Annotated in this window: 21 protein-coding genes; 10 read left to right on the top strand and 11 right to left on the bottom strand. The window is 64.5% G+C overall.

Annotated features, from left to right (window positions below; all coding sequences use genetic code 11):
* The first annotated feature begins 410 nt into the window (after positions 1-410).
* Positions 411-1,763 carry an IS1380 family transposase gene (locus tag HMP06_RS02875; RefSeq protein ID WP_176495742.1) on the top strand — a complete coding sequence of 451 codons (1,353 nt, stop codon included), beginning with the start codon at positions 411-413 and terminating at the stop codon, positions 1,761-1,763.
* A gap of 283 nt (positions 1,764-2,046) precedes the next feature.
* Positions 2,047-3,360: a methylenetetrahydrofolate--tRNA-(uracil(54)-C(5))-methyltransferase (FADH(2)-oxidizing) TrmFO gene (trmFO, locus tag HMP06_RS02870; RefSeq protein WP_176495741.1), complete on the top strand. Its 1,314-nt coding sequence runs from the start codon at positions 2,047-2,049 to the stop codon at positions 3,358-3,360.
* Positions 3,361-3,503: 143 nt separating this feature from the next.
* On the opposite strand, the gene HMP06_RS02865 is transcribed toward trmFO, so the two are convergent.
* Both HMP06_RS02865 and HMP06_RS02860 read right to left on the bottom strand, forming a co-directional pair.
* The gene (locus HMP06_RS02865) at positions 3,504-3,992 is read right to left on the bottom strand and encodes an EF-hand domain-containing protein (protein ID WP_176495740.1); all 489 of its coding nucleotides are present in this window, start codon (positions 3,990-3,992) and stop codon (positions 3,504-3,506) included.
* Positions 3,993-4,052: 60 nt separating this feature from the next.
* On the bottom strand, positions 4,053-4,712 hold the full coding sequence (locus HMP06_RS02860; RefSeq protein ID WP_176495739.1) for a squalene/phytoene synthase family protein: 660 nt from the start codon (positions 4,710-4,712) through the stop codon (positions 4,053-4,055).
* A gap of 123 nt (positions 4,713-4,835) precedes the next feature.
* Between HMP06_RS02860 and HMP06_RS02855 the strand changes: the two genes are divergently transcribed.
* From HMP06_RS02855 to HMP06_RS02845, 3 genes are read left to right on the top strand one after another with little or no spacing between them, the layout of a single operon-like run.
* Positions 4,836-6,815, top strand: a complete 1,980-nt coding sequence (locus HMP06_RS02855; protein ID WP_176495738.1) for a TadE/TadG family type IV pilus assembly protein — start codon at positions 4,836-4,838, stop codon at positions 6,813-6,815.
* A complete protein-coding gene (locus HMP06_RS02850; RefSeq protein ID WP_176495737.1) occupies positions 6,812-7,402 on the top strand; it encodes a TadE family protein in 591 nt (196 codons plus the stop codon). Before HMP06_RS02855 ends, HMP06_RS02850 begins: the two co-directional genes overlap by 4 nt.
* A complete protein-coding gene (locus HMP06_RS02845; RefSeq protein WP_232089843.1) occupies positions 7,399-8,139 on the top strand; it encodes a TadE/TadG family type IV pilus assembly protein in 741 nt (246 codons plus the stop codon). Before HMP06_RS02850 ends, HMP06_RS02845 begins: the two co-directional genes overlap by 4 nt.
* Before the next feature lie 33 nt (positions 8,140-8,172).
* On the opposite strand, the gene HMP06_RS02840 is transcribed toward HMP06_RS02845, so the two are convergent.
* Complete coding sequence (locus tag HMP06_RS02840; RefSeq protein WP_176495736.1) at positions 8,173-9,579, bottom strand: pyruvate dehydrogenase complex E1 component subunit beta; 1,407 nt, start codon at positions 9,577-9,579, stop codon at positions 8,173-8,175.
* Positions 9,579-10,637 (bottom strand): pyruvate dehydrogenase (acetyl-transferring) E1 component subunit alpha, encoded by a 1,059-nt coding sequence (gene pdhA / locus HMP06_RS02835; protein WP_176495735.1) that lies wholly within the window; start codon positions 10,635-10,637, stop codon positions 9,579-9,581. Before pdhA ends, HMP06_RS02840 begins: the two co-directional genes overlap by 1 nt.
* Before the next feature lie 163 nt (positions 10,638-10,800).
* Here pdhA and HMP06_RS02830 point away from each other — a divergent pair, with 163 nt between their 5' ends.
* Genes HMP06_RS02830 through HMP06_RS02820 form a run of 3 tightly spaced genes read left to right on the top strand, consistent with a single transcriptional unit; the run spans position 10,801 to position 14,348 of the window.
* A complete protein-coding gene (locus tag HMP06_RS02830) occupies positions 10,801-12,099 on the top strand; it encodes an MFS transporter (RefSeq protein ID WP_176495734.1) in 1,299 nt (432 codons plus the stop codon).
* Positions 12,096-13,016: a cysteine synthase A gene (cysK, locus tag HMP06_RS02825; protein ID WP_176495733.1), complete on the top strand. Its 921-nt coding sequence runs from the start codon at positions 12,096-12,098 to the stop codon at positions 13,014-13,016. The genes HMP06_RS02830 and cysK overlap by 4 nt, the downstream gene beginning before the upstream one ends.
* A gap of 24 nt (positions 13,017-13,040) precedes the next feature.
* Positions 13,041-14,348: a cell wall hydrolase gene (locus HMP06_RS02820; protein WP_176495732.1), complete on the top strand. Its 1,308-nt coding sequence runs from the start codon at positions 13,041-13,043 to the stop codon at positions 14,346-14,348.
* A 154-nt stretch (positions 14,349-14,502) separates the two neighbouring features.
* Here the strand turns inward: HMP06_RS02820 and HMP06_RS02815 are convergent, their stop codons facing one another.
* Genes HMP06_RS02815 through hisI form a run of 4 tightly spaced genes read right to left on the bottom strand, consistent with a single transcriptional unit; the run spans position 14,503 to position 17,653 of the window.
* On the bottom strand, positions 14,503-16,305 hold the full coding sequence (locus tag HMP06_RS02815; protein ID WP_176495731.1) for an acyl-CoA dehydrogenase C-terminal domain-containing protein: 1,803 nt from the start codon (positions 16,303-16,305) through the stop codon (positions 14,503-14,505).
* 4 nt (positions 16,306-16,309) lie between these two features.
* Entirely contained in the window at positions 16,310-16,738 is a 429-nt protein-coding gene (locus HMP06_RS02810) for a MerR family transcriptional regulator (RefSeq protein WP_176495730.1), read from the bottom strand.
* Positions 16,739-16,778: 40 nt separating this feature from the next.
* The gene (locus HMP06_RS02805; protein ID WP_176495729.1) at positions 16,779-17,294 is read right to left on the bottom strand and encodes a hypothetical protein; all 516 of its coding nucleotides are present in this window, start codon (positions 17,292-17,294) and stop codon (positions 16,779-16,781) included.
* Entirely contained in the window at positions 17,291-17,653 is a 363-nt protein-coding gene (hisI, locus tag HMP06_RS02800; protein WP_176495728.1) for a phosphoribosyl-AMP cyclohydrolase, read from the bottom strand. The genes HMP06_RS02805 and hisI overlap by 4 nt, the downstream gene beginning before the upstream one ends.
* 220 nt (positions 17,654-17,873) lie before the next feature.
* Between hisI and purF the strand changes: the two genes are divergently transcribed.
* Positions 17,874-19,346 (top strand): amidophosphoribosyltransferase, encoded by a 1,473-nt coding sequence (gene purF / locus HMP06_RS02795; protein WP_176495727.1) that lies wholly within the window; start codon positions 17,874-17,876, stop codon positions 19,344-19,346.
* Between the two features lie 4 nt (positions 19,347-19,350).
* On the top strand, positions 19,351-20,061 hold the full coding sequence (locus tag HMP06_RS02790) for an SDR family NAD(P)-dependent oxidoreductase (RefSeq protein ID WP_176495726.1): 711 nt from the start codon (positions 19,351-19,353) through the stop codon (positions 20,059-20,061).
* On the opposite strand, the gene HMP06_RS02785 is transcribed toward HMP06_RS02790, so the two are convergent.
* From HMP06_RS02785 to HMP06_RS02775, 3 genes are read right to left on the bottom strand one after another with little or no spacing between them, the layout of a single operon-like run.
* Complete coding sequence (locus HMP06_RS02785; RefSeq protein WP_176495725.1) at positions 20,058-21,254, bottom strand: SAM-dependent methyltransferase; 1,197 nt, start codon at positions 21,252-21,254, stop codon at positions 20,058-20,060. The two genes, HMP06_RS02790 and HMP06_RS02785, sit on opposite strands and share 4 nt — an antisense overlap.
* Before the next feature lie 43 nt (positions 21,255-21,297).
* Positions 21,298-22,665, bottom strand: a complete 1,368-nt coding sequence (locus HMP06_RS02780; RefSeq protein WP_176495724.1) for a cryptochrome/photolyase family protein — start codon at positions 22,663-22,665, stop codon at positions 21,298-21,300.
* Between the two features lie 55 nt (positions 22,666-22,720).
* Positions 22,721-23,665: a histone deacetylase family protein gene (locus HMP06_RS02775; RefSeq protein ID WP_176495723.1), complete on the bottom strand. Its 945-nt coding sequence runs from the start codon at positions 23,663-23,665 to the stop codon at positions 22,721-22,723.
* Positions 23,666-23,696: the final 31 nt, after the last annotated feature.

Genomic DNA, 23,696 nt, shown 5'->3' with positions numbered 1-23,696 from the left:
CGCAATCCTCGTATATTTCGCCCGGGACAAACCAACGAACATTGTCTGAGCCTTGTTGGTCAATGACACTCTTCACGGTCGCTGCTCACACTTCCCAAAAGTACATCTTCCGTCATTTTGGCAGGATTGCGGAGGTTCCGCAAACCACTTGAAGAACGGATACACCCCCTGTCCTACACACCGTCGATCTGTCAGCCTCGGGGCCGTCCGCTCTTTGAAACTCTCGATAAACTCCGCAATCGGTGCCACCCGAAACCACCGCCGATAGTGCGACTCGTGTGACTTTAACCCGGATTATTCATCGGGAGCGATAATCGGTGGTGGCGATCGTGGTCTAAGTCTTTGGTTTGGAGTAGAGAAAGGGTGCTTACGCCATCCCTCTGCTCCAGACAGAAAGTGCCACGACCGCCATGGCCGACGATAGTGGGTTCTCCTTCACCTTCCCAGCCATTCGTGGTCGAAAAATCACCGCCGCGTTCGACGGCGGTCGGCTGACGTCGGACGGCGGCGTGCTACTGCTCGCACAGGCCGAGCGGCGGTTGGGGATCGCGGATCGGCTCGCCGCCTGCATCGCTGATCCGCGCGATCAGGGTCGGGTGATCCACCGGGTCGCCGACATCTTGCGCGCCCGCATGCTCGCGATCTCGTGTGGGTATGAAGACGCCAATGATCTCGACGCCCTGCGGCATGATCCAGGGTTCAAGCTGGCGCTCGGCAAACTGCCGGGTGATCCGTTCGGGCTGGCCAGCCAGCCGACGATGAGCCGGTGGGAAAACGCGCCGACTACGCGCGAGTTGATCCGTCTGACCGGTACGCTGGTCGACCTTTATTGCGCGAGCTACCCCGTGCCACCTGCGGCGGTGACGCTCGACATCGATGATACCGTCGACGTCGTACACGGCGCGCAGCAGCTCTCTTTCTGGAACGGCCACTACGGCGAGCGCTGCTTCCTGCCGATCCATGTCTACGACACCGCTACCGGGCGGCCGGTTGCGATGCTGCTGCGCACCGGCAAAACGCCGTCGGGCAAGGAAGTCGCCGGCCATGTTCGCCGGCTCGTGCGACGTATCCGTCGCCACTGGCCCGATACCCGGATCACGCTGCGCGGCGATGGTCATTACGGTCGGCCAGAGCCGATGGCCTGGTGCGAGGCGAACGGAATCGACTACATCTTCGGGCTGCCCGGCAACCGCACGCTCCACGCCGATCCCGTCATCGTTCGGGAAGGCGATGCCTGCGCGACCGACCGGGCATTGCAGGGACTGGTCGAACTAAGGCGTTACGCAGAGACGCGCTACGCTGCGAAAACCTGGGGGAATACCGAACGTCGCGTCGTTGCTCGCATCGAGGCGAGCAGCCTCGGCCTCGACATCCGCCTCGTTGTCACCTCGCTTGCCGAGGGCAGCGCTGAACGGATCTATGACACGCTTTACTGCGCCCGCGGCCAGGCGGAAAACTTGATCAAGCTGCATAAAACGCAGCTGAAGAGCGACCGAACCTCCTGCTGCTCGGCCAACGCCAATCAGATGCGGCTCATCCTTCACACCGCCGCCTACTGGCTGATGTGGGCCGTGCGGCACGCTATGCCCGCAACCGCCACGCTCCGCACCGCCGAGTTCGCGACCATCCGCCTGCGGCTGCTCAAGGTCGCCGCGCGCGTCGTCGAAACCACCAGCCGCATCCGCATCGCCTTCGCAAGCGCCTGTCCCGATGCCGCGCTGTTCCGATCCATCGCGCTCAACTTGCGCACCACGGGACCATGATCGATGCGGCAGTGGCCGCCAAACGAACCCCGCCCATCAACTCCGCCCCAAACTGTGAACCCGCGATGAGACAGGCGCTTGGGACCCATGCGCCCTGCCTGCGGCTACACGACGCCTGCGCTGACCCATCGGCTGAGAAACGCTGCCGGTGAATAGATCAGGTTAAGGCCCGCACCCACCCGGCCGCATCCACGCTTGCGAGCGCAACTTTCGCAACTTTCGGCCGTCCCCGCCCCCCGCTGCCCCTTTGCCACCCCGCCCCACCCCCGCTACAGCCCAAGCCATGACACACCAGATCCACATCATCGGCGGCGGGCTCGCCGGGTCGGAAGCCGCATGGCAGCTCGCCGAGGCGGGTTTCCGCGTAAAGCTCTCCGAAATGCGCGGTTCGGGCGAGATGACCCCGGCGCACCAGACCGATGGCCTCGCCGAACTCGTCTGTTCGAACAGCTTCCGCTCGGACGATGCCGACAGCAATGCCGTTGGGCTGATCCATCAGGAAATGCGCACGCTCGGCTCGCTGATCCTGCGCGAGGCGGACATTCACAAAGTCCCGGCCGGCTCCGCGCTGGCGGTCGATCGCGATCGCTTTTCGGACGGCGTCACCGCCGCGCTGACCGCGCACCCGAACATCGAAATCGTCCGCGAACGGATCGATACCCTCCCCGACACCGGCCCGGTGATCGTCGCGACCGGCCCGCTCACCGCCCCCGCGCTCGCCGACCAGATCGGCGGCGCCACCGGCAAGGATGCGCTCGCCTTTTTCGACGCGATCGCCCCGATCGTCCATTTCGACAGCATCGACATGGATGTCGCCTGGATGGCGTCGCGCTGGGACAAGGGCGATACCAAGGATTACATCAACTGCCCGATGACGAAGGACGAGTACCTCGCCTTCCACACCGGCCTGATGGAGGGCGAGAAGACAGAGTTCAAGGAGTGGGAGGACGTCCCCTATTTCGAAGGCTGCATGCCGATCGAGGTCGCCGCCGCGCGCGGGGTCGACACACTCCGCTACGGCCCGATGAAGCCCGTCGGGCTGGATGACCCGCGCACCGGGCGCTGGCCCCATGCGGTGGTGCAGTTGCGGCAGGACAATGCGTCGGGCACCCTCTGGAACATCGTCGGCTTCCAGACCAAGCTGAAACATGCCGAGCAAGTCCGCCTGTTCCGTACCATTCCCGGCCTGCAAAATGCCGAGTTCGCGCGGTTGGGAGGGCTGCACCGCAACACCTTCATCCGCTCGCCCGAATTGCTCGATCCAACGCTGCGGCTGAAGGCACGGCCCAACATCCGCTTCGCCGGACAGATCACCGGCTGCGAAGGCTATGTCGAAAGCGCCGCGATCGGCTTGCTCGCCGGGCGCTTTGCAGCGGCGGAGCTGGGCGGCGCGGCGATGACCCCACCCCCGGTCGAGACCGCGCTGGGTGCACTGCTCCACCACATCACCGGTGCTGCCGTGGCCGAGACCTATCAGCCGATGAACGTCAATTTCGGCCTCTTCCCGCCGATCACCGGCCGTACCAAAAAGGCCGACCGCAAGAAGATGTACACCGAACGCGCCCGGACTGCGCTGGGGGTATGGCTCGCGGCGTGAATGGCCTGCTTGAGGTCCAAAAACCGTCCGGGCTGAGCTTGTCGAAGCCCTTCTCTCCATAAGCAGCGCCGGACGGCGAGCACGCAGCCCTTCGACAAGCTCGGGGCGAACGGGATAGGGTGTGGCCGTAAGCAAGCAACACTTTAACTCTCCTCCCCCTCCCCCGCAGCTTCCGCCTTGGCCGCACCCGCCGGTGGACAATCGCGCCGCACCCGCGGGGGCTTGCGCTTCACCGCCGTGGTGGCGAATTCGGTCGTGTTCATCGCGCCCGACTTGTCCGTGTCGGCAACCGCGAACTTGGTCTCGGCCTTGATCGCCCATTCGTCGAACGACAGCGTGCCATCATGATTGGTGTCGAGCCGCGCATAGGCCTTGCGTCGGTTGGCGAGATACTCCTCGCGCGTCACCGCGCCGTTGCGGTCCTTGTCGTAGCGGTCGAAGCGCTTCTGCTCGCGCGTCCGGTCGCTCGCTTGCGGAACGCTGTCGGGGAGCGCACCGTCCTCAGCGGTCTGCGCGACGGCGCGCGGCGCGGCCGGGAGCGCAGCGACCGAACGCGCGCTCCGATTGAACAGCAAAACTCCCGCCCCGATCAGCGCCAGCGTCGCCAGACCGCCCACCAGATACCGCCACATCGCGTCCTCTCCCCCTGATCGCGGGGCAGAGGCTATCGCACTTGTGCCTTTCGCGAAAGTCTATCGCCCGGTCAGGCGATGCCAGGCGAGACGCGCGACCCGTTTGGGCGCGCCGGGGGCAGACCCGTCGGCGAGATCCATCCGCGCAATCAGTGCCAGCGCGCCGAGCGTTCGCCCGGCCCGGCTCCAGCGCCGCGCCATGGCCTCATGAAGCTTGGCCTGAGCCAGCGCCGCGGCGCGCGCCGTCACCTGCGCATCGCTCAGGTTCGCCGCCAGATCGGCGAGTGCCCAGCCCTCCCCCGCCGCAGCGACCATGTCCCCGGGCGGGCAGCCGAGCAGCATGGCGGCAGACGCGAACACTGCTCCCCCGCGTTTTGTCGCATGGGCGATCAGATCGGCCTCGGCGACCGGATCGGCCTCGAGCAGCACCTCCCACCCGTCGATCATCTGCCCGAGCGCCCCCCCGCTGACCCCGCGCGGCAGCACCTCGGCGGCCAGCGCCTGCAACACCGGTTGCGCCGGCGGCGGCGCGGTGTCGAGCGCGCACAGCGCCTGATGCCACCAGGTCAGCCGCATCTGCCCGACCAGTGGCTCACGCGTCGTCCGCAGGATTTGCGCCAGCGTATCGTCGAGCGCGAACAGCGCGGCGAGCGCGGCGCACGACTGCGGCGGTGCGTAGGACAGCGCGAGGGTGCGTTCGGGATCGGCCGGATCGGTCACCGCACACGCTCCCCGCCGCGATGCTTACCCGACGTTAACCACGCTCCTTCAAAGCCGGTTATGGCTTTCTGTCGCATAGCGCAGGCCGAACGATTTGCATTTTGACCGCGGGGCCATGGCGACATGAAGGGGGCAGCAACGAAAACGCCGACCAAGCAGCGCGGATTCCTGCGCTCGCTGGCGCGCGACGTGCGCGGCAATACGCTCGCCATGATGGCGATGTTCCTCATCCCGCTTTCGGGGCTGGTAGGCTCGGCGGTCGACATGAGCCGTCTCTATGTCGTCAAGGCGCGGCTGCAGCAAGCATGCGACGCGGGCGCGCTGGCCGGTCGCAAGTTCATGGTTGATCCCGGCCCGACGCTGGATTCCAACGCAACCGCACAGGCCCAGGCGTTTTTCGCCAACAATTTCAAGAAGGACGTGCCCGGCAACGGCACGCTCGGCTTCATGAACAGCAGCGCGGTCACCTTCACGCCAACCCGCACCACCGATAGCCAAGTCGCGGGGACCGCCTCGGCCTCCGTGCCAATGACCATCACGAAGATGTTCGGGACCAATGCGATCACGCTCAACGTATCGTGCCAGGCCCGCTTCGACGTGGCCGACACCGACATCATGTTCGTGCTCGACACGACCGGATCGATGGCATGTTTGCCGTCCGATAGCGATACGACCTGCAGCAATTACGCAAGCGCCGCCGCCAAGGTGGCCTACACGCGCCCGTCGGGTAGCGGCGTACCGGGCTATGCCGGCACGACCGGCGTCGGCACGACCGAAAAATCGGGGTCGCGCATCGCCGCATTGCGCGCGGCCGTGCTCAGTTTCTACGATACCTTCGCCGCCAACGCCGATCCATCGACCAAGGTGCGCTACGGCTTCGTGACCTACACCTCCTCGGTCAATGTCGGGCAGGCGATCCTCGACAAGTCGGCCAGCTATCTGGTCGGCGGCAACGGCTCTGAAACCCAGACCTACCAGTCGCGCAGCGTCTACGCCGACTATGTCATTTCGACCGCGACGAACAGCACCAACAACGGCCGCTCGTCCGCCAATTGCAATCGCTCGGTCCGCACGCCGACCACGGCGAAGACCTATTCGTCGCCAAGCGGCCAAGCCACGCGGGCCTATGATTCTTGGAATTCCGGCACCGGCCGGTGCGAGAGCAAGACCAACACTCTGGGCCCGCAATGGGAGTATAAGCCCGTCGCGTTCGACGTGAACTCGCTCGTGTCGGGCAACACCATTATCGATCCAACCAAGGTTCGCGGCCAGACCTCGCAATGGATCGGCTGTGTCGAAACCAGCGTCGACACCCCCGGCGCGACGAGCTTCTCGACCAGCAGCCTTCCGTCCGAGCTGAACCCCGATCTGTTCCCGTCGGGCAGCACGCGGTGGTGGCCGCACATGGCGGATTTGACCTACGCTCGAAACGGGTGGGGCAATTCGAACAACGACTATTCGAACGGCGACGATACCGCCTACAATCCCAATTACGGCGTGGATTCCAATCCTTCGAGCATCACCTCGGGCTACCCGACCACCTATTTGCGCAACGCCGGCGCGGTGTCGTGCGGCAAGCCCGCCAAGCGGCTCGGCGTGATGACGCGCGCCGAAGTCAGCGCCTATGTCAACGCGGCGGATTTCGTACCGATGGGCGGCACCTATCACGATACCGGCATGATCTGGGGCACGCGCCTGATCGCTCCGGACGGGCCGTGGGCAAGCGACACCGCAGCATGGCCCAATCGCCTCACCCCCAACCGCGTCATCGTCTTTCTGACGGATGGCGACATGGCCCCGTCGAACACCGCCTACAGCATGTACGGCGTGGAGGCGTTCGACAAACGCGTGTCCAATTCCGGCTCATCTTCTTCCGCGACCCTCAAAACCCTTCACAATGCCCGCTTCCTTGCGATTTGCTCGGCCGCCAAGGCCCGCAATATCGACGTCTGGACGGTTTCTATCGACACTAGCGCAAATACCGAGCTGACGTCGTGCGCAACCACATCGACACAGGCGCTCGCCTCGGCCGATGGCACCGGCCTGTCCACCGCCTTCGCCAGCATTGCGCGGCGGCTGGCGATGCTGCGGCTCACGCGATGATCGCGCACCTCCTCGCACGTCTGCGGCGCGACCGGCGCGGCGCGACCATTATCGAATTCGCCATCGTCGCCCCGGTGATGATGCTGTTGATGATGGGCCTGGGGGACTTGCTGTATCAGGTCTATGCGCAGTCGGTACTAAACGGCGCGGTGCAGAAAGCTGCGCGCGATTCGGGCATCGAGGGTGGCGCTGCCAACATCAGCACGATCGACGGCACCGTCCAGACGATCGCGCGCCAGATTGCCCCCGCCGCAACCTTCGTCCCAACGCGCAAAAGTTATGACAGCTTTGCCGAAGTCGCACCCGAGCCCTTCACCGACACCAACGGCAACGGCGTGCGCAACGCGGGCGAATGCTTCACCGATATGAACGGCAATGGCAGTTGGGATGCCGACCCAGGCAGCACCGGCCAGGGCGGCGCTAGTGCCGTGACGCTCTACACCATGACCATGACCTATCGGCGGCTTTTTCCCGTGGCGGGCCTGTTCGGCTGGCCGGCCACGCAAACGATCAGCGCGACGACGCTGCTGAAAAATCAGCCCTACGCGACCCAAGTCACCACCGCCAGCACGACGATCTGCACATGAAAATGCTACCCCGCCGCTTCTCCCGCAAACATGCGTTGCGCAGCCTTGCCCGCGATCGCAGCGGCCTTGCGCTGCTCGAATTCGCCTTTGCGCTGCCCATTGTCATGGGCCTCGGCGCCTATGGGCTGGAGGTGTCGAACCTCGCCCTGCTCAATTTGCGGATCAGCCAGATCGCGCTCAATCTCGCTGACAATGCGTCGCGCGTCGGCACCTACAGCACGCTCTCGACGCAACAGTTGCGCGAAGTCGATATCAACGATGTGCTGCAGGCCGCGCGCTATCAGGGCGCCAGCATCAACCTGACCACCAACGGCCGGATCATCCTGTCCAGCCTGGAAAACGTCCAGCAAACCTATGACACAGCGCCAGTCCAGCGGATCCACTGGCAACGCTGTCTCGGGCTGAAAGGGAGCTTGGGAGCCGACAGCGCCTATAATTCGAGCCACGGCACCACCACGACGACCGACGGCACCGATGCGACGGTCGGCAATGACGGGACGCTCGCGCCCACCGGCATGGGTCCTGTCGGCGGACAGGTCAACGCGCCGGCTGCCTCGGGCGTGATGTTTGTCGAAATCAACTATCTGACGCGCCCGCTGTTCGGCACGTGGCTGACCGCGCCGGCGCGGCTGAACTACATCGCGTCGTTCATCGTCCGCGACCGGCGCGATTTCGCGCAGCTCTACAACCCGTCGCCAGCGGCAACGCGGCTGACCTGCAACCTCTATTCGAGCTGATCCGCCGGGGCCTCAGCCCCCCGGCGGAGCCCCTCAACGGTTCACCACCTGCTTTAACGCCGCGACGATCTTGTCGGTGGTGACCAGCATCAGCTTTTCGAGGTTGGCCGCATAAGGCATCGGCACGTCCTCATTGGTCACGCGCAGCACCGGTGCGTCGAGGTCGTCGAACCCTTGCTCCATGCACACCGCCTGGATTTCCGACGCGATCGAGCACGTCGGCCAGCCTTCTTCCGCGACGATCAGCCGGTTGGTCTTCTTCAGGCTGGCCAGCACGGTCGCGGTGTCGAGCGGGCGCAGCGTGCGCAGATCGACCACTTCGACGTCGATCCCCTCGCCTGCCAGTTTCTCGGCCGCTTCGAGTGCCAAGCCCACGCCGATCGAATAGCTCACGATCGTCGCGTCGCTGCCTTCGCGCATAATCCGCGCCTTGCCGATCGGCAGGACATGATCGCCGACCGGAACCTCGAAGGTGCGCCCGTACAGCAATTCGTTTTCGAGGAAGACGACAGGATCTTCGGTGCGGATCGCGGCCTTGAGCAAGCCCTTGGCATCGGCCGCATCATACGGCGCGATCACGATCAGGCCGGGGACGCTCGCATACCATGGCGCATAGTTCTGCGAATGCTGCGCGCCAACGCGGCTGGCGGCGGCATTGGGGCCGCGGAACACGATCGGGCAGCGCATCTGGCCGCCCGACATGTAGTTGGTCTTGGCCGCCGAATTGACGATGTGGTCGATCGCCTGCATCGCGAAGTTGAAGGTCATGAACTCGACGATCGGGCGAAGCCCGCCCATCGCCGCGCCCGTGCCGACCCCGGCAAAGCCATATTCGGTGATCGGCGTGTCGATCACGCGCTTGTCGCCAAACTCGTCGAGCAACCCCTGGGTCACCTTATACGCGCCCTGATATTGCGCGACTTCCTCGCCCATCACGAACACGCGGGGATCACGGCGCATTTCCTCGGCCATGCCGTCGCGCAGCGCCTCGCGCAGCGTGATCTTGACCATTTCGGTTCCGGCCGGAATCGCCGGATCGGCGACTTCGGCAACCTTGTCGGTGATAAGTTGCGCCGTACCGCTGTCCGCTTTTTTGGGTGCCGGTGCCTCCGATTCCGCCGCCTTCTGCGCGACGGCGGGGGCCTCGGCTTTTGCAGGCTCCTCCGCTTTGGCGGGGGCGGCGGAGGAGGCTTCCTCACCCTCCACATCCAGCGTCGCAATGACCGTTCCGACCTTCACATTATCGGTGCCCTCGGCGATCATAATCCTGCCGATCGTGCCTTCATCGACCGCTTCGAATTCCATCGTCGCCTTATCGGTTTCGATCTCGGCCATGATGTCGCCGGATTTGACGACGTCGCCTTCCTTGACCAGCCATTTGGCGAGCGTGCCTTCCTCCATCGTCGGGGAAAGCGCGGGCATCTTGATTTCGATTGGCATCAGTAAGTTTCCACCAGCACGTCGGTATAGAGCTCGGCCGGATCCGGCTCGGGCGTCTGTTCGGCGAAGTCGGCCGCTTCATTCACGATCTTGCGGATTTCCTGCTCGATCTTCTTGAGCTCGTCCTCTTTCACGCCCTGCGCATCGAGCAGCTTCTTGACGTGATCAATCGGGTCGGACTTGTCGCGCACCGCCTGCACCTCGTCACGCGAGCGGTATTTCGCCGGGTCGGACATCGAATGGCCGCGATACCGATAGGTCTTCATCTCCAGGATGATCGGCCCCTTGCCCGCGCGCACCCAGGCGAGCGCTTCTTCGGCCGCACCGCGGCACGCCAGCACATCCATGCCATCGACTTGGATACCGGGAATGCGGAAGCTTTCGCCACGGCGGAACAACTGATCTTCGGCGGACGAGCGATTGACGCTGGTGCCCATCGCATATTGGTTGTTTTCGATCACATAGATGATCGGCAGCTTCCACAGCTCAGCCATGTTGAAGCTCTCGTAAACCTGGCCCTGGTTCGACGCGCCATCGCCAAAGTATGCGAGGCAGACGCCGCCATCCTCCGAATATTTGTGGCTGAACGCCAGGCCGGTGCCGAGCGAGACCTGCGCGCCGACGATGCCATGCCCGCCGTAAAATTTATGCTCGACGCTGAACATGTGCATCGAGCCGCCCTTGCCCTTGGAGATGCCAGCGGCGCGGCCCGTCAGTTCGGCCATCACGTCCTGCGGCGGGATTCCGCACAACAGCATGTGGCCGTGGTCGCGATATCCGGTAATGACGCTGTCTTTCTCGGTCAGCGCCGATTGCAGGCCGACCGCGACCGCTTCCTGGCCGATATACAGATGGCAGAACCCGCCGATCAGGCCGAGGCCGTACAATTGGCCGGCCTTCTCCTCGAAACGCCGGATCAACAGCATCTGTTTGTAGAATTCGAGCAGCTCGTCCTTGGACGCGGCATAGGATTGTGGCTCGTTCGGTCGCTCGCGATTTGGGGCGAGCGGCTGCGACTTTCGAGCGGCTTCTGGTTGAACGGCTGGGGCTTTGGCCACGTCGGGAGAACCTCATATCCTGGGGAGGAAGCGTCGCCTATAGGCGCGAAGCGATCCGCTTATCAATCATCGCCGCACCCGGAAGTTGCATCGCAGAAGTTTCCGTGCCCCAAGCACTTCGATGATTGCCCCGCGCGCGCCGATGGCCGTAAGGCACAGGCCGATGGCAGACACGATCCACCCCTTACGCATCGCCCGCTTCCGCTCCTATTGGGCAGCGCGCTTCACGATGACGATCGCGCAAAATGCGATGATCATCGTGATCGGGTGGCAGACCTATACGATCGCGCGTGACACCATGTCGCCCGCCGCCGCCGCCGCGCAGCTCGGGCTGATCGGGTTGCTGCAATTCCTGCCGCTGTTCGTGACGACGCCGATCACCGGGCTGGTCGCCGACCGGTTCGACCGGCGCTGGATCACGCGCATCACGGTACTTCTGCAACTGCTTTGCGCCCTTCTGCTGGCGCTGGCGACGTATCAGGGCTGGATTTCGCTGCCGGTGCTCTTCACCGTCGCAGTGTTGCTCGGCATAGCGCGGGCCTTTGCCGGACCGGCCTTCGGCGCGCTCGCCCCCAATCTCGTGCCGCGCGAGGTCCTGCCGACGGCGATCGCGCTCAGCTCGATCTCGTGGCAGGTCGGCACGATCATCGGGCCGGCAATCGGCGGCTTTGCCTATGCTCAGGCGCAATCGGGCGCCTATTGGCTGGCCGTCGGCTTGTTCGGGACCGCATTGGCAGCCTTGATGACGATACCGCCAGTGCCGCAGCCGCCGCGCTCGACCGCGCATCCGCTGCGGCAGATTGCCGATGGCCTCTCCTACGTCGGTGAGAACAAATTGGTGCTTGGCGCTATCACGCTTGATCTGTTCGCGGTGTTCCTCGCGGGCACCACAGCACTGCTGCCAATCTATGCGCATGACATCTTCAAGGTCGGACCGCAGGGCTTGAGTATGCTCGCCGCCGCACCCGCCGTCGGCGCGTCGATCGTCGCAATCCTGTTCTCGTTCCGGCCGCTCAAGACTAATGTCGGACCGCGGATGCTGATCTCCGTGCTGGTCTATGGCACCGCGACGATCGTATTCGGCGTCGCGCATCTGATCGTACCGGCCCATGCCTTTGTGGTCGCCGTCGCCGCGCTCGCCGTCGCCGGGGCTGCCGACATGTTCTCGGTCTACATCCGCTCGTCGCTAATCCAGCTCCACACGCCCGATGCGATGCGCGGGCGAGTCGGCGCTGTGTCGCAGCTGACGATTTCCGCATCCAACGAATTGGGCGAGGCCGAATCGGGTTTCCTGGCGGCAGCGCTCGGCCCGGTCGGCGCGGTATTGGTCGGGGGTGGCGGGGCGATTGTAGTCACGATCCTGTGGACCTATCTCTTCCCCAGCTTGAGAAACGCCAAGACCTTCGATCCCCCCGTCAGCCGGCGGGACGCCCAAACACTCGACCTGGAGGCCACGCCATGAAAGCCAATACGATCCTCGACACGATCGGCAACACCCCGCACATCCGCGTGCAGAAGCTTTTCCCGGGCGCAGAAGTGTGGATCAAGTCGGAGCGCTCCAACCCCGGCGGATCGATCAAGGACCGCATCGCGCTCGCCATGGTTGAGACGGCCGAGCGCGATGGCGACTTGCAACCGGGCGGTACGATCATCGAGCCGACGTCTGGCAATACCGGGGTCGGTCTCGCCATGGTGGCGGCGGTCAAGGGCTATAAGCTCGTGCTTGTCATGCCCGAGAGCATGAGCCTCGAACGTCGCCGCCTGATGCTGGCGTACGGCGCGACCTTCGACCTGACCCCGCGCGAAAAAGGCATGAAGGGCGCGATCGAGCGCGCGCTCGAACTGGTCGATCAAACGCCCGGCGCGTGGATGCCGCAGCAATTCGAGAACCCCGCGAACATCGATGTCCATGTCCGCACCACCGCGCTCGAAATCCTCAACGACTTCCGCGATTCGCCGATCGACGTGATCATCACCGGCGTCGGCACCGGCGGCCATATCACGGGCGTGGCCGAGCGGCTGAAGCAGGACTGGCCGAACCTCAAGGTCTATGCGGTCGAGCCTGCCGCCTCGCCGGTCATCTCGGGCGGCACGCCAGGGCCGCACGCAATCCAGGGGATCGGCGCCGGCTTCGTGCCTGCCAATCTCCACACCCAGTCAATCGATGGCGCGATCAAGGTCGATGCCGCCGTCGCCAAGGACATGGCGCGCCGCGCCGCGGCCGAGGAAGGGATGCTGGTTGGCATCAGCTCGGGCGCCACCCTCGCCGCGATCCTGCAAAAGCTGCCCGATCTGCCCGAGGACACGCGCATTCTCGGCTTCAATTACGACACCGGTGAGCGCTATCTGTCGGTGCCCGACTTCCTGCCCGAGAGCTGATCGCGCACTGATTCGTTGATAGTAATGTCGCAAACCACTCCCGGTCGCGCACTGCGTGGCGTCGGCGCGGCGATCGCCGCGCTGGCGATCGCCGCGCCGACTCTGATCGTCCTGACCGCACCGCCGGTCGCGCGTCACCGCCCGCCCCGCGCGATCCCGCAGCGCATCGTGTCGAAGGCCGAGCTTCCCCCGGTCGAGCCGGTCGCGTTTCAGGACCTAGACCCCGCCGATGCGCGCGCCTTCAATGCGGCGGTGCCATTCGTGGAGGGGCCGAACCCGGCCGCGCGTCCCTTCAAGCTACCCGGCGACGATCTGCAGCGCGCCCGCGCGATCGACTGTATGGCCGCCGCAGTCCTCTACGAAGCGGGCGACGATCCCACCGGGCAGCGCGCGGTTGCGCAAGTCGTCATCAACCGCGTACGCCACCCCGCCTTCCCCAAGACGATCTGCGGCGTGGTGTTCCAGGGGTCCGAACGCTCGACCGGGTGCCAGTTCACCTTCACCTGTGACACTGCGTTGACACGGCATCACTGGCTCGACGTGCAATGGACGCGCGCGCGGCAAGTCGCGACGGCGGCACTTGGCGGCGCAGTTTTCAAACCCGTTGGCTATGCGACGCATTACCATACCGACTGGGTCGTGCCCTATTGGCAGTCGAGCCTCGACAAGATCGCTGCGGTCAACACCCACCTGTTCTTCCGCTGGACCGGCTGGTGGGGCACGCCCCCCGCGTTCAACCGCCATGTTTCGGCGGACGAACCCTTGATCGCCGCGCTTGCCGCATATTCGGATGCGCATCAGGGCGCGACCACGTTGGCGAGCGGCGAGGATCTTTACATCGACCCCATCGCCGCGGCGACCCCGCTGCCGACGGCGCTCGCGACCGACCAGAACAGCTTCTTGCTGACGATCGATACGAAGCGGATTTCGCCTGACGGTTTCGCGCAGCTTGCGGCGCGCACTTGCGGCGATCGGCCCTATTGCAAGGTGATGGCTTGGGCCGACAAAACGAAGACCCCCGGCGCGCTACCGCTCCAGCCCGCCCAGATCCAGGCGATGGCGTTCAGCTATCTCCGCGACCGCCCGAGTGGCTTTGAAAAGGCGCTATGGAATTGTACCGAATTCCGCCGCGCCGATCCGTCGCAATGCATGAAGCAGCAAATCTATGTGCCGGTGGCGCGGAGCAGTAGCAGCGAGAGTTTCAGGCTTGAGGCGCTGCCGGGCGCGAGTCGCGCACCGCCTGTGGTTATGACCGTTCCGGAACTCGCGGGCGTGCGGCGGAAGGCGGAAGCGCCAGCGGCTAAGGCGATGCCGGTCGCTGAGGGACGATAGGTAATCCTCCCGGCACGGGAAGGGGAACCGTGAGCATTTAGCGAACGGTGGAGGGGGCCCGGCTCAAGCGATGTGCTCAAGTCCCGGGCCCCCTCCACCACTCGGCTGAAGGAGCCGAGCGGTCCCCCTCCCCGTACCGGGGAGGATTCAGACCTCAAGCCGCTTCGAACATCTCCGGGGGCAACGCCATCATCGCCTCGGCACCTGCTTCGATCTTGCGGCGAAGCGCACCCGCCTCAGGCATCACGCGCTCGGCGAAGTACCGCGCGGTCACCAATTTGGCATCGAGGAACGCCGGATCGCCCTCCCCCGCCGCCTTCAGCTTGGTCGCGGCGGAAACCATCCGCAGCCACATCACACCGAGCGCCACGATCCCCATCAGATGCATGTAGCTGTGCGCACCCGCGCCGACATTGTCCGGGTTCTTCATGCCATTGGCCAGGAACCACATCGTCGCCTGCTGCAACTCACCATTGGCCTTCTCCAGGGCCAAAGCGAACTCGGCAGTGGCAGGATCGGCCTTCGCAGCGGCCACGTCATCAGCGACAACCTTGAAGAAAGCCTGCACCGCGCGACCGCCATTCTGCGCGAGCTTGCGCCCGACCAGATCCATCGCCTGCACGCCGTTGGTGCCTTCATAGATCATCGCGATCCGCGCATCGCGGACGTACTGCTCCATGCCCCATTCGGCGATGTAACCGTGCCCACCGTAAACCTGCTGCGCGTTGGTCGCGATGTCATAGCCCTTGTCGGTGCCATAGCCCTTGATGACGGGTGTCAGCAGGCCGAGCAAATCGCCCGCTAGCTGACGCTCTTCCTCGCTTGGTGCTGCATGTTCGAGATCGGCCTGGAGCGCACCCCACAGGCACAGCGCGCGGAGTCCCTCGGTCAGCGCCTTCGCCTCCATCAGCATCCGGCGCACATCGGGATGGACGAACAGCGTGTCGGCCTTCTCGTTGGGCTCCTTGACGCCGGTCAGCGAACGACCCTGCCGACGGTCGCCCGCGTATTGCACGGCGTTCTGGTACGCGACTTCGGCGACGCCAAGCCCCTGCAAGCCGACACCCAAACGCGCCGCGTTCATCATGATGAACATGGCGGCGAGGCCTTTCATCTCCTCGCCGACGAGCCAGCCGGTCGCACCGTCATAGTTCATCACGCAGGTCGAATTGGCGTGGATGCCCATCTTATGCTCGATCGATCCGCACGAAACGGCATTGCGGCTCCCGAGCGAACCATCGCCGTTGACCAGGAACTTCGGCACGACGAACAGCGAAATGCCCTTCGAGCTTTCCGGCGCACCCGGCGTCTTCGCCAGCACGAGGTGGATGATGTTCTCGGTCAGGTCATGCTCGCCCGAGGAAATGAAGATCTTGGTGCCGGTGATCGCCCAAGCGCCATCCGCCTGCGGCTCGGCGCGGGTACGAATCAGGCCGAGATCGGTGCCGCACTGCGGCTCGGTCAAGTTCATCGTGCCGCCCCATTTGCCGCTGACCATGTTGGGGACGTACTTCGCTTTCTGTTCGTCCGACCCCTTGGCCAGCAACGCAGCGGTCGCGCCGTGGGTGAGGCCGGGATACATCGCGAACGCCATGTTGCCGGAACTCATATACTCCAGGAACGCCGTCGAGACGACGTGCGGCATCGCCTGACCACCGAATTCCTCCGGTGCGGACAGTGTGCCCCAGCCCGATTCGACATAGGCGTCATAGGCTTTCTTGAAGCCGGCCGGCGTCGTCACCGATCCGTCGGCGTGGCGCGTGCACCCTTCCTGATCGCCCGAATAATTGAGCGGGAACAACACTTCGGCGACGAACTTGCCGCCTTCGTCGAGCACGGCGTCGACCACGTCGGGCGTCGCATTGGCGAAGCCAGGCAGATTCGCATGGCTTTGCAGGCCGATGACATGGTCGAGAATGAAGCGGGTGTCGCGGACGGGAGGGGTATATTTCGGCATTGGTTCAGTCCTTCAGGCGCCCTTGCGCGCCATTGGTTTCGAGCAGGGTGACGAAATCGGCGAGCTCATGGATCGCCGCATCGATATCGTGTTTTTGTGCTTGGAGCAGCGCCATGCGGTCGCGGCACCGCGCGATCGTGGTCGTCTTCTGGACCTGGCGACCGTCGCCAATGTCATACAGATCGATCATCTCGCGGATTTCGCCGAGGCTGAAACCGACGCGCTTGCCGCGCAAGATCCAGGCGAGCCGCGCGCGATCGCGTTGCGAATAGATGCGGGATGTCCCTCTGCGTTCGGGCGCGATCAGCCCCTCGTCTTCGTAGAAGCGCAAGGCGCGCGCCGTGACGCCGAACTCGGCGGACAGATCCGAAATCGAGAAATGATCGCGGTCGGGATGGCGATCGATTACGGCGTAAGCGGCGCTGCTGGGCATGACCGCAATCTAGATGCCGTTTACGTGAACGTCAAGCGCGTCACTCACCCGCGCACAGCAACCGCCCCTTCGAATCGCGCAGGGTGGCCGCTTCCGAAACGGACTCACTGAGCCGCACAACGTCGAGCGCCGCGACCGATGCGCGACCGATGCACACTTTCTGACATGCCTCGGGCAGTCGCGCCGGGAATACGATCCGGTCACCTTCGAAGCGCGCATCAAAACTGCAATCGCTGCTGGTTACGCCGCGGCCCAGAGTGACATGCAGCGTCTCGCCAACGCGCGTGACGGTGCCCGCGCCACCGCAATTCTGCTGCTCGTCATAATCGACGAACACACCGATCCGGTACGCCTTAGCGGTCGGAACGATGCAGATACGGTCGCTTTCGCGGGCGTAGAGCCCGGTGATGTCGGTGTTGGCGGGATCGGGGATCACCCCGACCTGGATCGCCGCGGCTTCCAACCCCTGCGGCGTGGGGGTGGGCGCTGCCACCTTGCGATCATCGCGACCGCACGCCGCCAGTATCAGCACGGTCAGAAGCGCGGCACGCTTCACGCGACCGCCACCAGCCGTTCGCCCTCAATCCGGCGATAGAAACAGCTCCGCATTCCCGTGTGGCACGCCGGCCCCACTGGATCGACGATAAGCCACACTGCATCTTGATCGCAATCGATCCGGAGATCGGTCACGCGCAAGATGTTGCCCGACGTTTCGCCCTTCTTCCACAGCGCTGCGCGACTCCGCGACCAGAAATGCGCCTCGCCCGTCGCAATCGTAAGGCGCAACGCCTCGGCGTTCATATGCGCGAGCATCAGGATCTCGCCGGTGCTGCGGTCGGTCGCCACCGCGGTGATCAGGCCGGCGGCATCATATTTCGGGTCCAGCACAAGGCCGGTTTCGCGGGAATCGGGCATGAAACGGGTGTAGCCGGTCACAGCCCCTTGCGTCACCCCAGCGGCGCAATCGGACGATACGGCGCTGCATCCGATCATGCGCTTCGCTACAATCCACTGTAATAACGCCTAAAATACAAAATGCGGCTAATCACGCCGGACCGTGTGACAAAAGCGCGACAAACCCCGGCGCCGTCCCTATATGCCCGTCGAAGCTCTACTCCCCCCGCTGAAGGGCGTCATGCTGACCACGAACCCCCACGAAGACGACACGCTGCACGAAGAGTGCGGCATTTTCGGAATTTCCGGCGCGACCGATGCGGCGCGACTCGTTGCCCTCGGGCTGCACGCGTTGCAGCATCGCGGGCAGGAGGCCGCTGGCATCACCAGCTTCGATGGCACCGAATTCCATACGCACCGGGCCATGGGCCACGTCGCGGGAAATTTCGACCGCGAGGATGTGATGGTCCCGTTGCGTGGCACGGTCGCGTGCGGACATGTCCGCTATTCGACGACCGGCGAGACGGCGCTGCGCAACGTGCAGCCGCTCTATGCCGATCTCGCCTCGGGCGGCTTCGCGATCGCGCACAACGGCAACCTCTCAAACGCGATGCGGTTGCGGCGCGATCTGGTGCGGCGCGGGTCGATCTTTCAATCGACCAGCGATACCGAGACGATCATCCACCTCGTCGCCACATCCAACTATCGCACGGTGGTCGATAAGTTCATCGATGCGCTGAAACGCGTCGAGGGTGCCTATTCGCTGATCGTGATGACGCCTGAGGGGATGATCGCCTGTCGCGATCCGCTTGGCATCCGTCCGCTGGTCATGGGCAAGGTCGAACAGTCGGACGGCAGCGAGGCGGTCATCTTCGCCTCCGAAACCGTCGCGCTCGACGTCGTCGGCGCGACCTTCGTTCGCTCGATCGATCCCGGCGAATTGGTGATGGTGAAGGGCACCGAGATCACCTCCCACCGTCCGTTCGCGCCCCAAGCGCCGCGGCCGTGCATCTTCGAATATGTCTATTTCTCGCGGCCCGATTCGATCTCGGAGGACCGCAGCGTCTACACCGTGCGGAAAGCAATCGGCGCTCAACTCGCGATCGAGAGCCCGGTCGACGCCGATCTCGTGATCCCGGTGCCCGATTCGGGCACGCCTGCCGCACTCGGCTATGCGCAGCAATCGGGCATTCCATTCGAGCTCGGTATTATCCGGTCGCATTATGTCGGGCGGACCTTCATTCAACCGAGCGACAAGGTCCGCCACCTTGGCGTCAAGCTGAAGCACAACGCCAATCGCGCGCTGATCGCGGGGAAACGCGTCGTGCTGATCGACGATTCGATCGTACGCGGCACGACCAGCCTGAAGATCGTCGAGATGATGCGCGAAGCCGGCGCCGCCGAGGTGCACATGCGCATCGCCAGCCCGCCGACCGCGCACTCCTGCTTCTACGGCGTCGACACGCCCGAGCGCGCGAAACTGCTCGCTGCCACCAAGAATCTTGCGGAAATGGCTGCCTATATTAAAGCCGACAGCCTCGCCTTCGTGTCGATCGACGGTCTCTACAAGGCGCTGGGGGATCCGCAGCGCAACGCCATCCGGCCGAGCCATTGCGATGCGTGCTTCACCGGCGACTATCCCACAACGCTGACCGACCAGGACGATGTATCATCGGTCGATCAGTTCGCCTTGCTGGCCGAACGGGTGATTTGAACCGATGAGTGAAGGCGTTTTGCAGGGTCGGGTCGCGCTTGTCACGGGTGCCAGCCGTGGGATTGGTGCGGCAACCGCACTGGCACTGGGGGCGGCGGGCGCGCATGTCGTGCTGACCGCGCGCACCGTGAAGGGGCTTGAGGAGGTCGAGAATGCGATCTTCGACGCAGGCGGATCGGCTACGATCGCCCCGCTCAACCTGACTGAGACCGACAGCATCGCAAGGCTCGGCACAGCGATCGGCGAACGCTGGCCCGCGCTTGACATTCTGGTGCTCAACGCCGCCATGCTAGGGCAGCTTGGGGCGGTCCCGGCGATCGACCCGAAGGAACTGGCGCAGATCCTGACGCTGAACGTCAGCGCACAAGCCGCTTTGATCGCCGCGTTTGATCCGATGTTGCGCAAATCGGCGCACGGGCGCGTGATCGGCCTCACCTCCAGCGTCGCACGCAAGCCGCGCGCGTATTGGGGTATGTACGGTGCCTCCAAGGCGGGGTTTGAATCGCTCCTGCTGTCCTATGGCGACGAAATGGAGCAGATCAGCAAGGTCCGCACCGCGATCATCGATCCCGGCGCGACCCGCACCGCGATGCGGCACAAGGCCTATCCCGGCGAAGACCCGAAGTCAGTCAAGGAGCCGTCGGTGGTCGCGGACCGGATCGTCGCTTTGCTGGCAAAGGATTTCGAGACCGGCCATTTCGAACGGGTCGATTAAGCGCGCTTCACTAGCGTAATCTGCGCGGCATCAATCCCCTGCCCGCGAAATCCGCCTTCGCAATACATCAGATAATAGCGCCACAAGTCTATGAAATGGCGATCGAATCGCGGTGGAAGCCGATCCGCTTCGACCGCCGTATCGAAAGCGACGCGCCAGCGCCGTAGCGTCTCGGCATAATGCAGACCGAAGCTTTTATGATCGCGCCATTCGAGGCCGTGCGCCTCCGCCAGCGCGCGGAAGCGGCTTTCCGACAGCAGCATCCCGCCGGGAAAGATGAAGCGCTGGATGAAATCGACATTGGCGGCGTAAGCCTCGAAGATCGCATCATCGATCGCGATATATTGGAGCGCCGCCCGCCCACCGGGTTTCAGCGCCCGCGCGATCGCGGCGAGATAGGCCGGCCAATATTCCTGCCCGACCGCCTCGACCATCTCGATGCTCGCCACCGCGTCATAGGTGCCAGTTACATCGCGATAATCGGTGCGGGAAACGGTAACGCCGGAGAGACCTGCCGCAGCGATTCGGTCCGCAACCGCGCGCTCCTGCTCGCTCGAAAGCGTGATGGCATGCACCCCCAGCCCGCGTCGCGCCGCCGCCTCCGCAAAGCTGCCCCAACCGCAGCCGATCTCCAGGACTGTGTCGCCAGGCACGACGGCGATCCGGTCGAGCATCGCGTCGATCTTGGCCGCCTGCGCGGCTTCCAGGCTCTGCTCCGCCGCAACCGGCTCCTCGAACAACGCGCTCGAATAGGTCAGGCCGGGGTCGAGCCAAAGCCCGTAAAAATCGTTCCCAAGATCATAGTGAAACTCGATATTCTTACGAGAACCGGCGCGAGAATTACGGCGCAAACCATTGCGAAACCTGCGTAACATCCGCAGCAATCCGCCCGAACGCGCAGCCCCGCCGAGGGTGCGACTGTTGCGCATGAATAGCTCGAACAGCACCGTAGGATCGGGACTCGCCCACTCTCCCTTCGACCAAGCGACATACCAACCAGCTGATCCGCCCGTCGCCAGCCGCAGGAGCGCGCGCCAACTCCGCAGATCGACCACGGCCGCAGGCCCCGGCGCGCGCCCACCGAGCAGCCGCGCACGTCCATCGGGCAGCGTCGCGGACAGCGAGCCGTGGACAAGCCCCGCGTCGATCTGGTCGAGCAGGCGGTGAAACAGTGTCGCGAAGGCCCCAAGCATCGCGCACCCCCTCGCACCGACGCGCGCGCATCGCAACGGGGTTTCAGCGGAGTTGCTTCACCGCCGCCAACGCGCGCTCGCGGCCTTCGCGGTGGCCGATGATCTTGGCCGGGTACGCGCGTGGGCGGCATCCGGCCTCTTCGGGATCGTGGATTGCCTCGCCGCGCACGCCCGCCAATTCCGGTACCCACTTGCGGATATAGTCGCCCGCGTTGAATTTGGGCGACTGGACCAGCGGCGCCATGATCCGCACGAACATGTTCGAATCGACCCCCGTCCCCGCGGTCCATTGCCAATTGACCGCGTTCGACCCGTAATCGGCATCGACCAGACAATCCCAAAACCAGCGCTCGCCCGCACGCCAATCGATCAGCAAATGCTTGATCAGAAAGCTCGCGGTGATCATCCGCACACGGTTGTGCATCCACCCGGTCGCCCAGAGCTGGCGCATTCCCGCGTCGACGATTGGATAACCGGTGCGCCCCTGCTGCCATGCCTTCAGATCGTCGTCAGCCGCCGTGCCCGTCCGCCACGCCAACGCGTCGAGCGTCTCGCGCGCATTCTTCGAGCCGTAATCGGGGAATTCCCGGATGATGTTCTGCGCGTAATCGCGCCAGCCGATCTCGCCGAGAAACGTGTCGACCGATCCGCCCGCGTCGGCGACCGCATGCCAAACCTGTGCCGCCGAAATTTCACCGAAGTGAAGATGCGGCGACAGACGCGAACTACCCTCGACCGACGGCAAATTGCGCGTTTCGCCATAATTGGCGGCATGGCGTTTGAAGGCCGTCAGCCGGGCGTGCGCGCCGTCCTCGCCCGGTGACCATTCCTCGACGAATCCGCGCGACCAATCCGGCGTGGTCGGCAGCAGCCCCCAATCGCCCAGCACCTCACTTTTCGGCCAGTGCTCCGGCGCAGGAATGTCGGCTGGGGCGCGGGTCGGGTGGGGTGGCGGCATGGTTGCCTTGAGTGCGCGCCAGAACGGCGTGAAGATCTTATACTGCCCCCCGCTGCCCGTCGTAATCGACCCCGGTGGAGCAAGGTAATTGCCGTCATGGCAGAGCAGATCGAGCCGCTTTGCCACCGCGCGCTCGGCATTCCGCCACCACGGTTCGTGGTGACGGATGCAATGCACCCTGCTTGCGCCCGTCTCCTCCGCCAGCGTGGCCAGCACCACATCACTTTGCCCCCGCCGCAGGATCAGACGCGACCCCTTCGCCCGCAATGCCGCATCGAGGCTCGCTAGGCTGTGATGCAACCACCAGCGCGACGCGCCGCCCATGGCAAAGCGTTTCGGCGTCGCGTCATCAAGGACATAGACCGGGATGACCGGTCCCTCCGCAATCGCGGCGAGCAAGGCGGGCTGGTCGGCCAGCCGCAAATCGCGACGCAGCCAGAGCAGAGTCGTCATAGAATGGCTGCCACTGCTCGGTGCGGATGATGGTGGTGGGAATGGGAACACTGCATTACCGCGACATGCCCGCCCCTGACCCCTCCCGCAAGCGGGCGGGGAAATCGCGATATGCGTGCCCCAGCGTCAAAATCGCACGCACGTGCGCCGTCGCCAGTACCATGCCGTCGGCGCCATATCCGCCGCCCACCGTACTCGCCAGCGCAATGCCGCGCTTGGCGGCTGCCTGGGCAATGATCGTCTCGCGCGCCACCAGCCCACCGTCGGTAAGCGCCAACCGCCCGAGTCGATCGCTTGCAAGCGGATCGATGCCGGCCTGATACAGGATGAGATCGGGGCGATAATGATCAAGCATCGGCAGCAACGTCTCCGCCAGCCGCTCCAGATACGCCGCATCACCCGTCCCGTCGGGCAAAGCCACGTCGAGCGTCGAGCGCGCTTTCCGCGCCGGGAAGTTTTTCTCCGCATGGATCGAATAGGTTGCGATACCGGGCCGTCCGGCGGTCAGCGCGGCAGTGCCGTCGCCCTGATGCACGTCGCAATCGACGATCAGGATGCGCACAGCACTCCCCTCCTCCACCAGCCGCACCGCCGCGATCGCGAGATCGTTGAGCACGCAATAGCCCGCACCTGTATCGACGAGTGCATGATGGCTGCCCCCAGCGCTGTTCGCAGCGAACCCCCGCTTGAGCGCGAGCTTACCGGCAAGCCAGGTTCCACCGGGAACGACCTGCGCGCGCGCCGCGACCGCGGGCGTCACCGCAAAGCCGATCCGCCGCTCCTTCTCCCGCGGCACCCGCGCTTCGATCACCTCGGCGACATAGGCGGGGTCGTGCACCGCCTCGATCCACTGCAGCGGCATCATGTCGGGTTCGTGCCAATCGATCGCGCCGCCCTCGGCGCGCAAGAGATCGCGAATTGCGGCATTCTTGCTGAGTTGGCTCGGATTGGCGCTTTGCCCGACGGCAACATAGGCTGGGTGATGGACGACCGCGATCATCGCCCTTAGGTAGGCTCGACACTGGCTCAGA

Source organism: Sphingomonas sp. HMP6 (assembly GCF_013374095.1).
GTDB lineage: Bacteria > Pseudomonadota > Alphaproteobacteria > Sphingomonadales > Sphingomonadaceae > Sphingomonas.
Note: the sequence above shows the minus strand (reverse complement) of the source record. Positions and strands in the feature narration are given on the sequence as shown.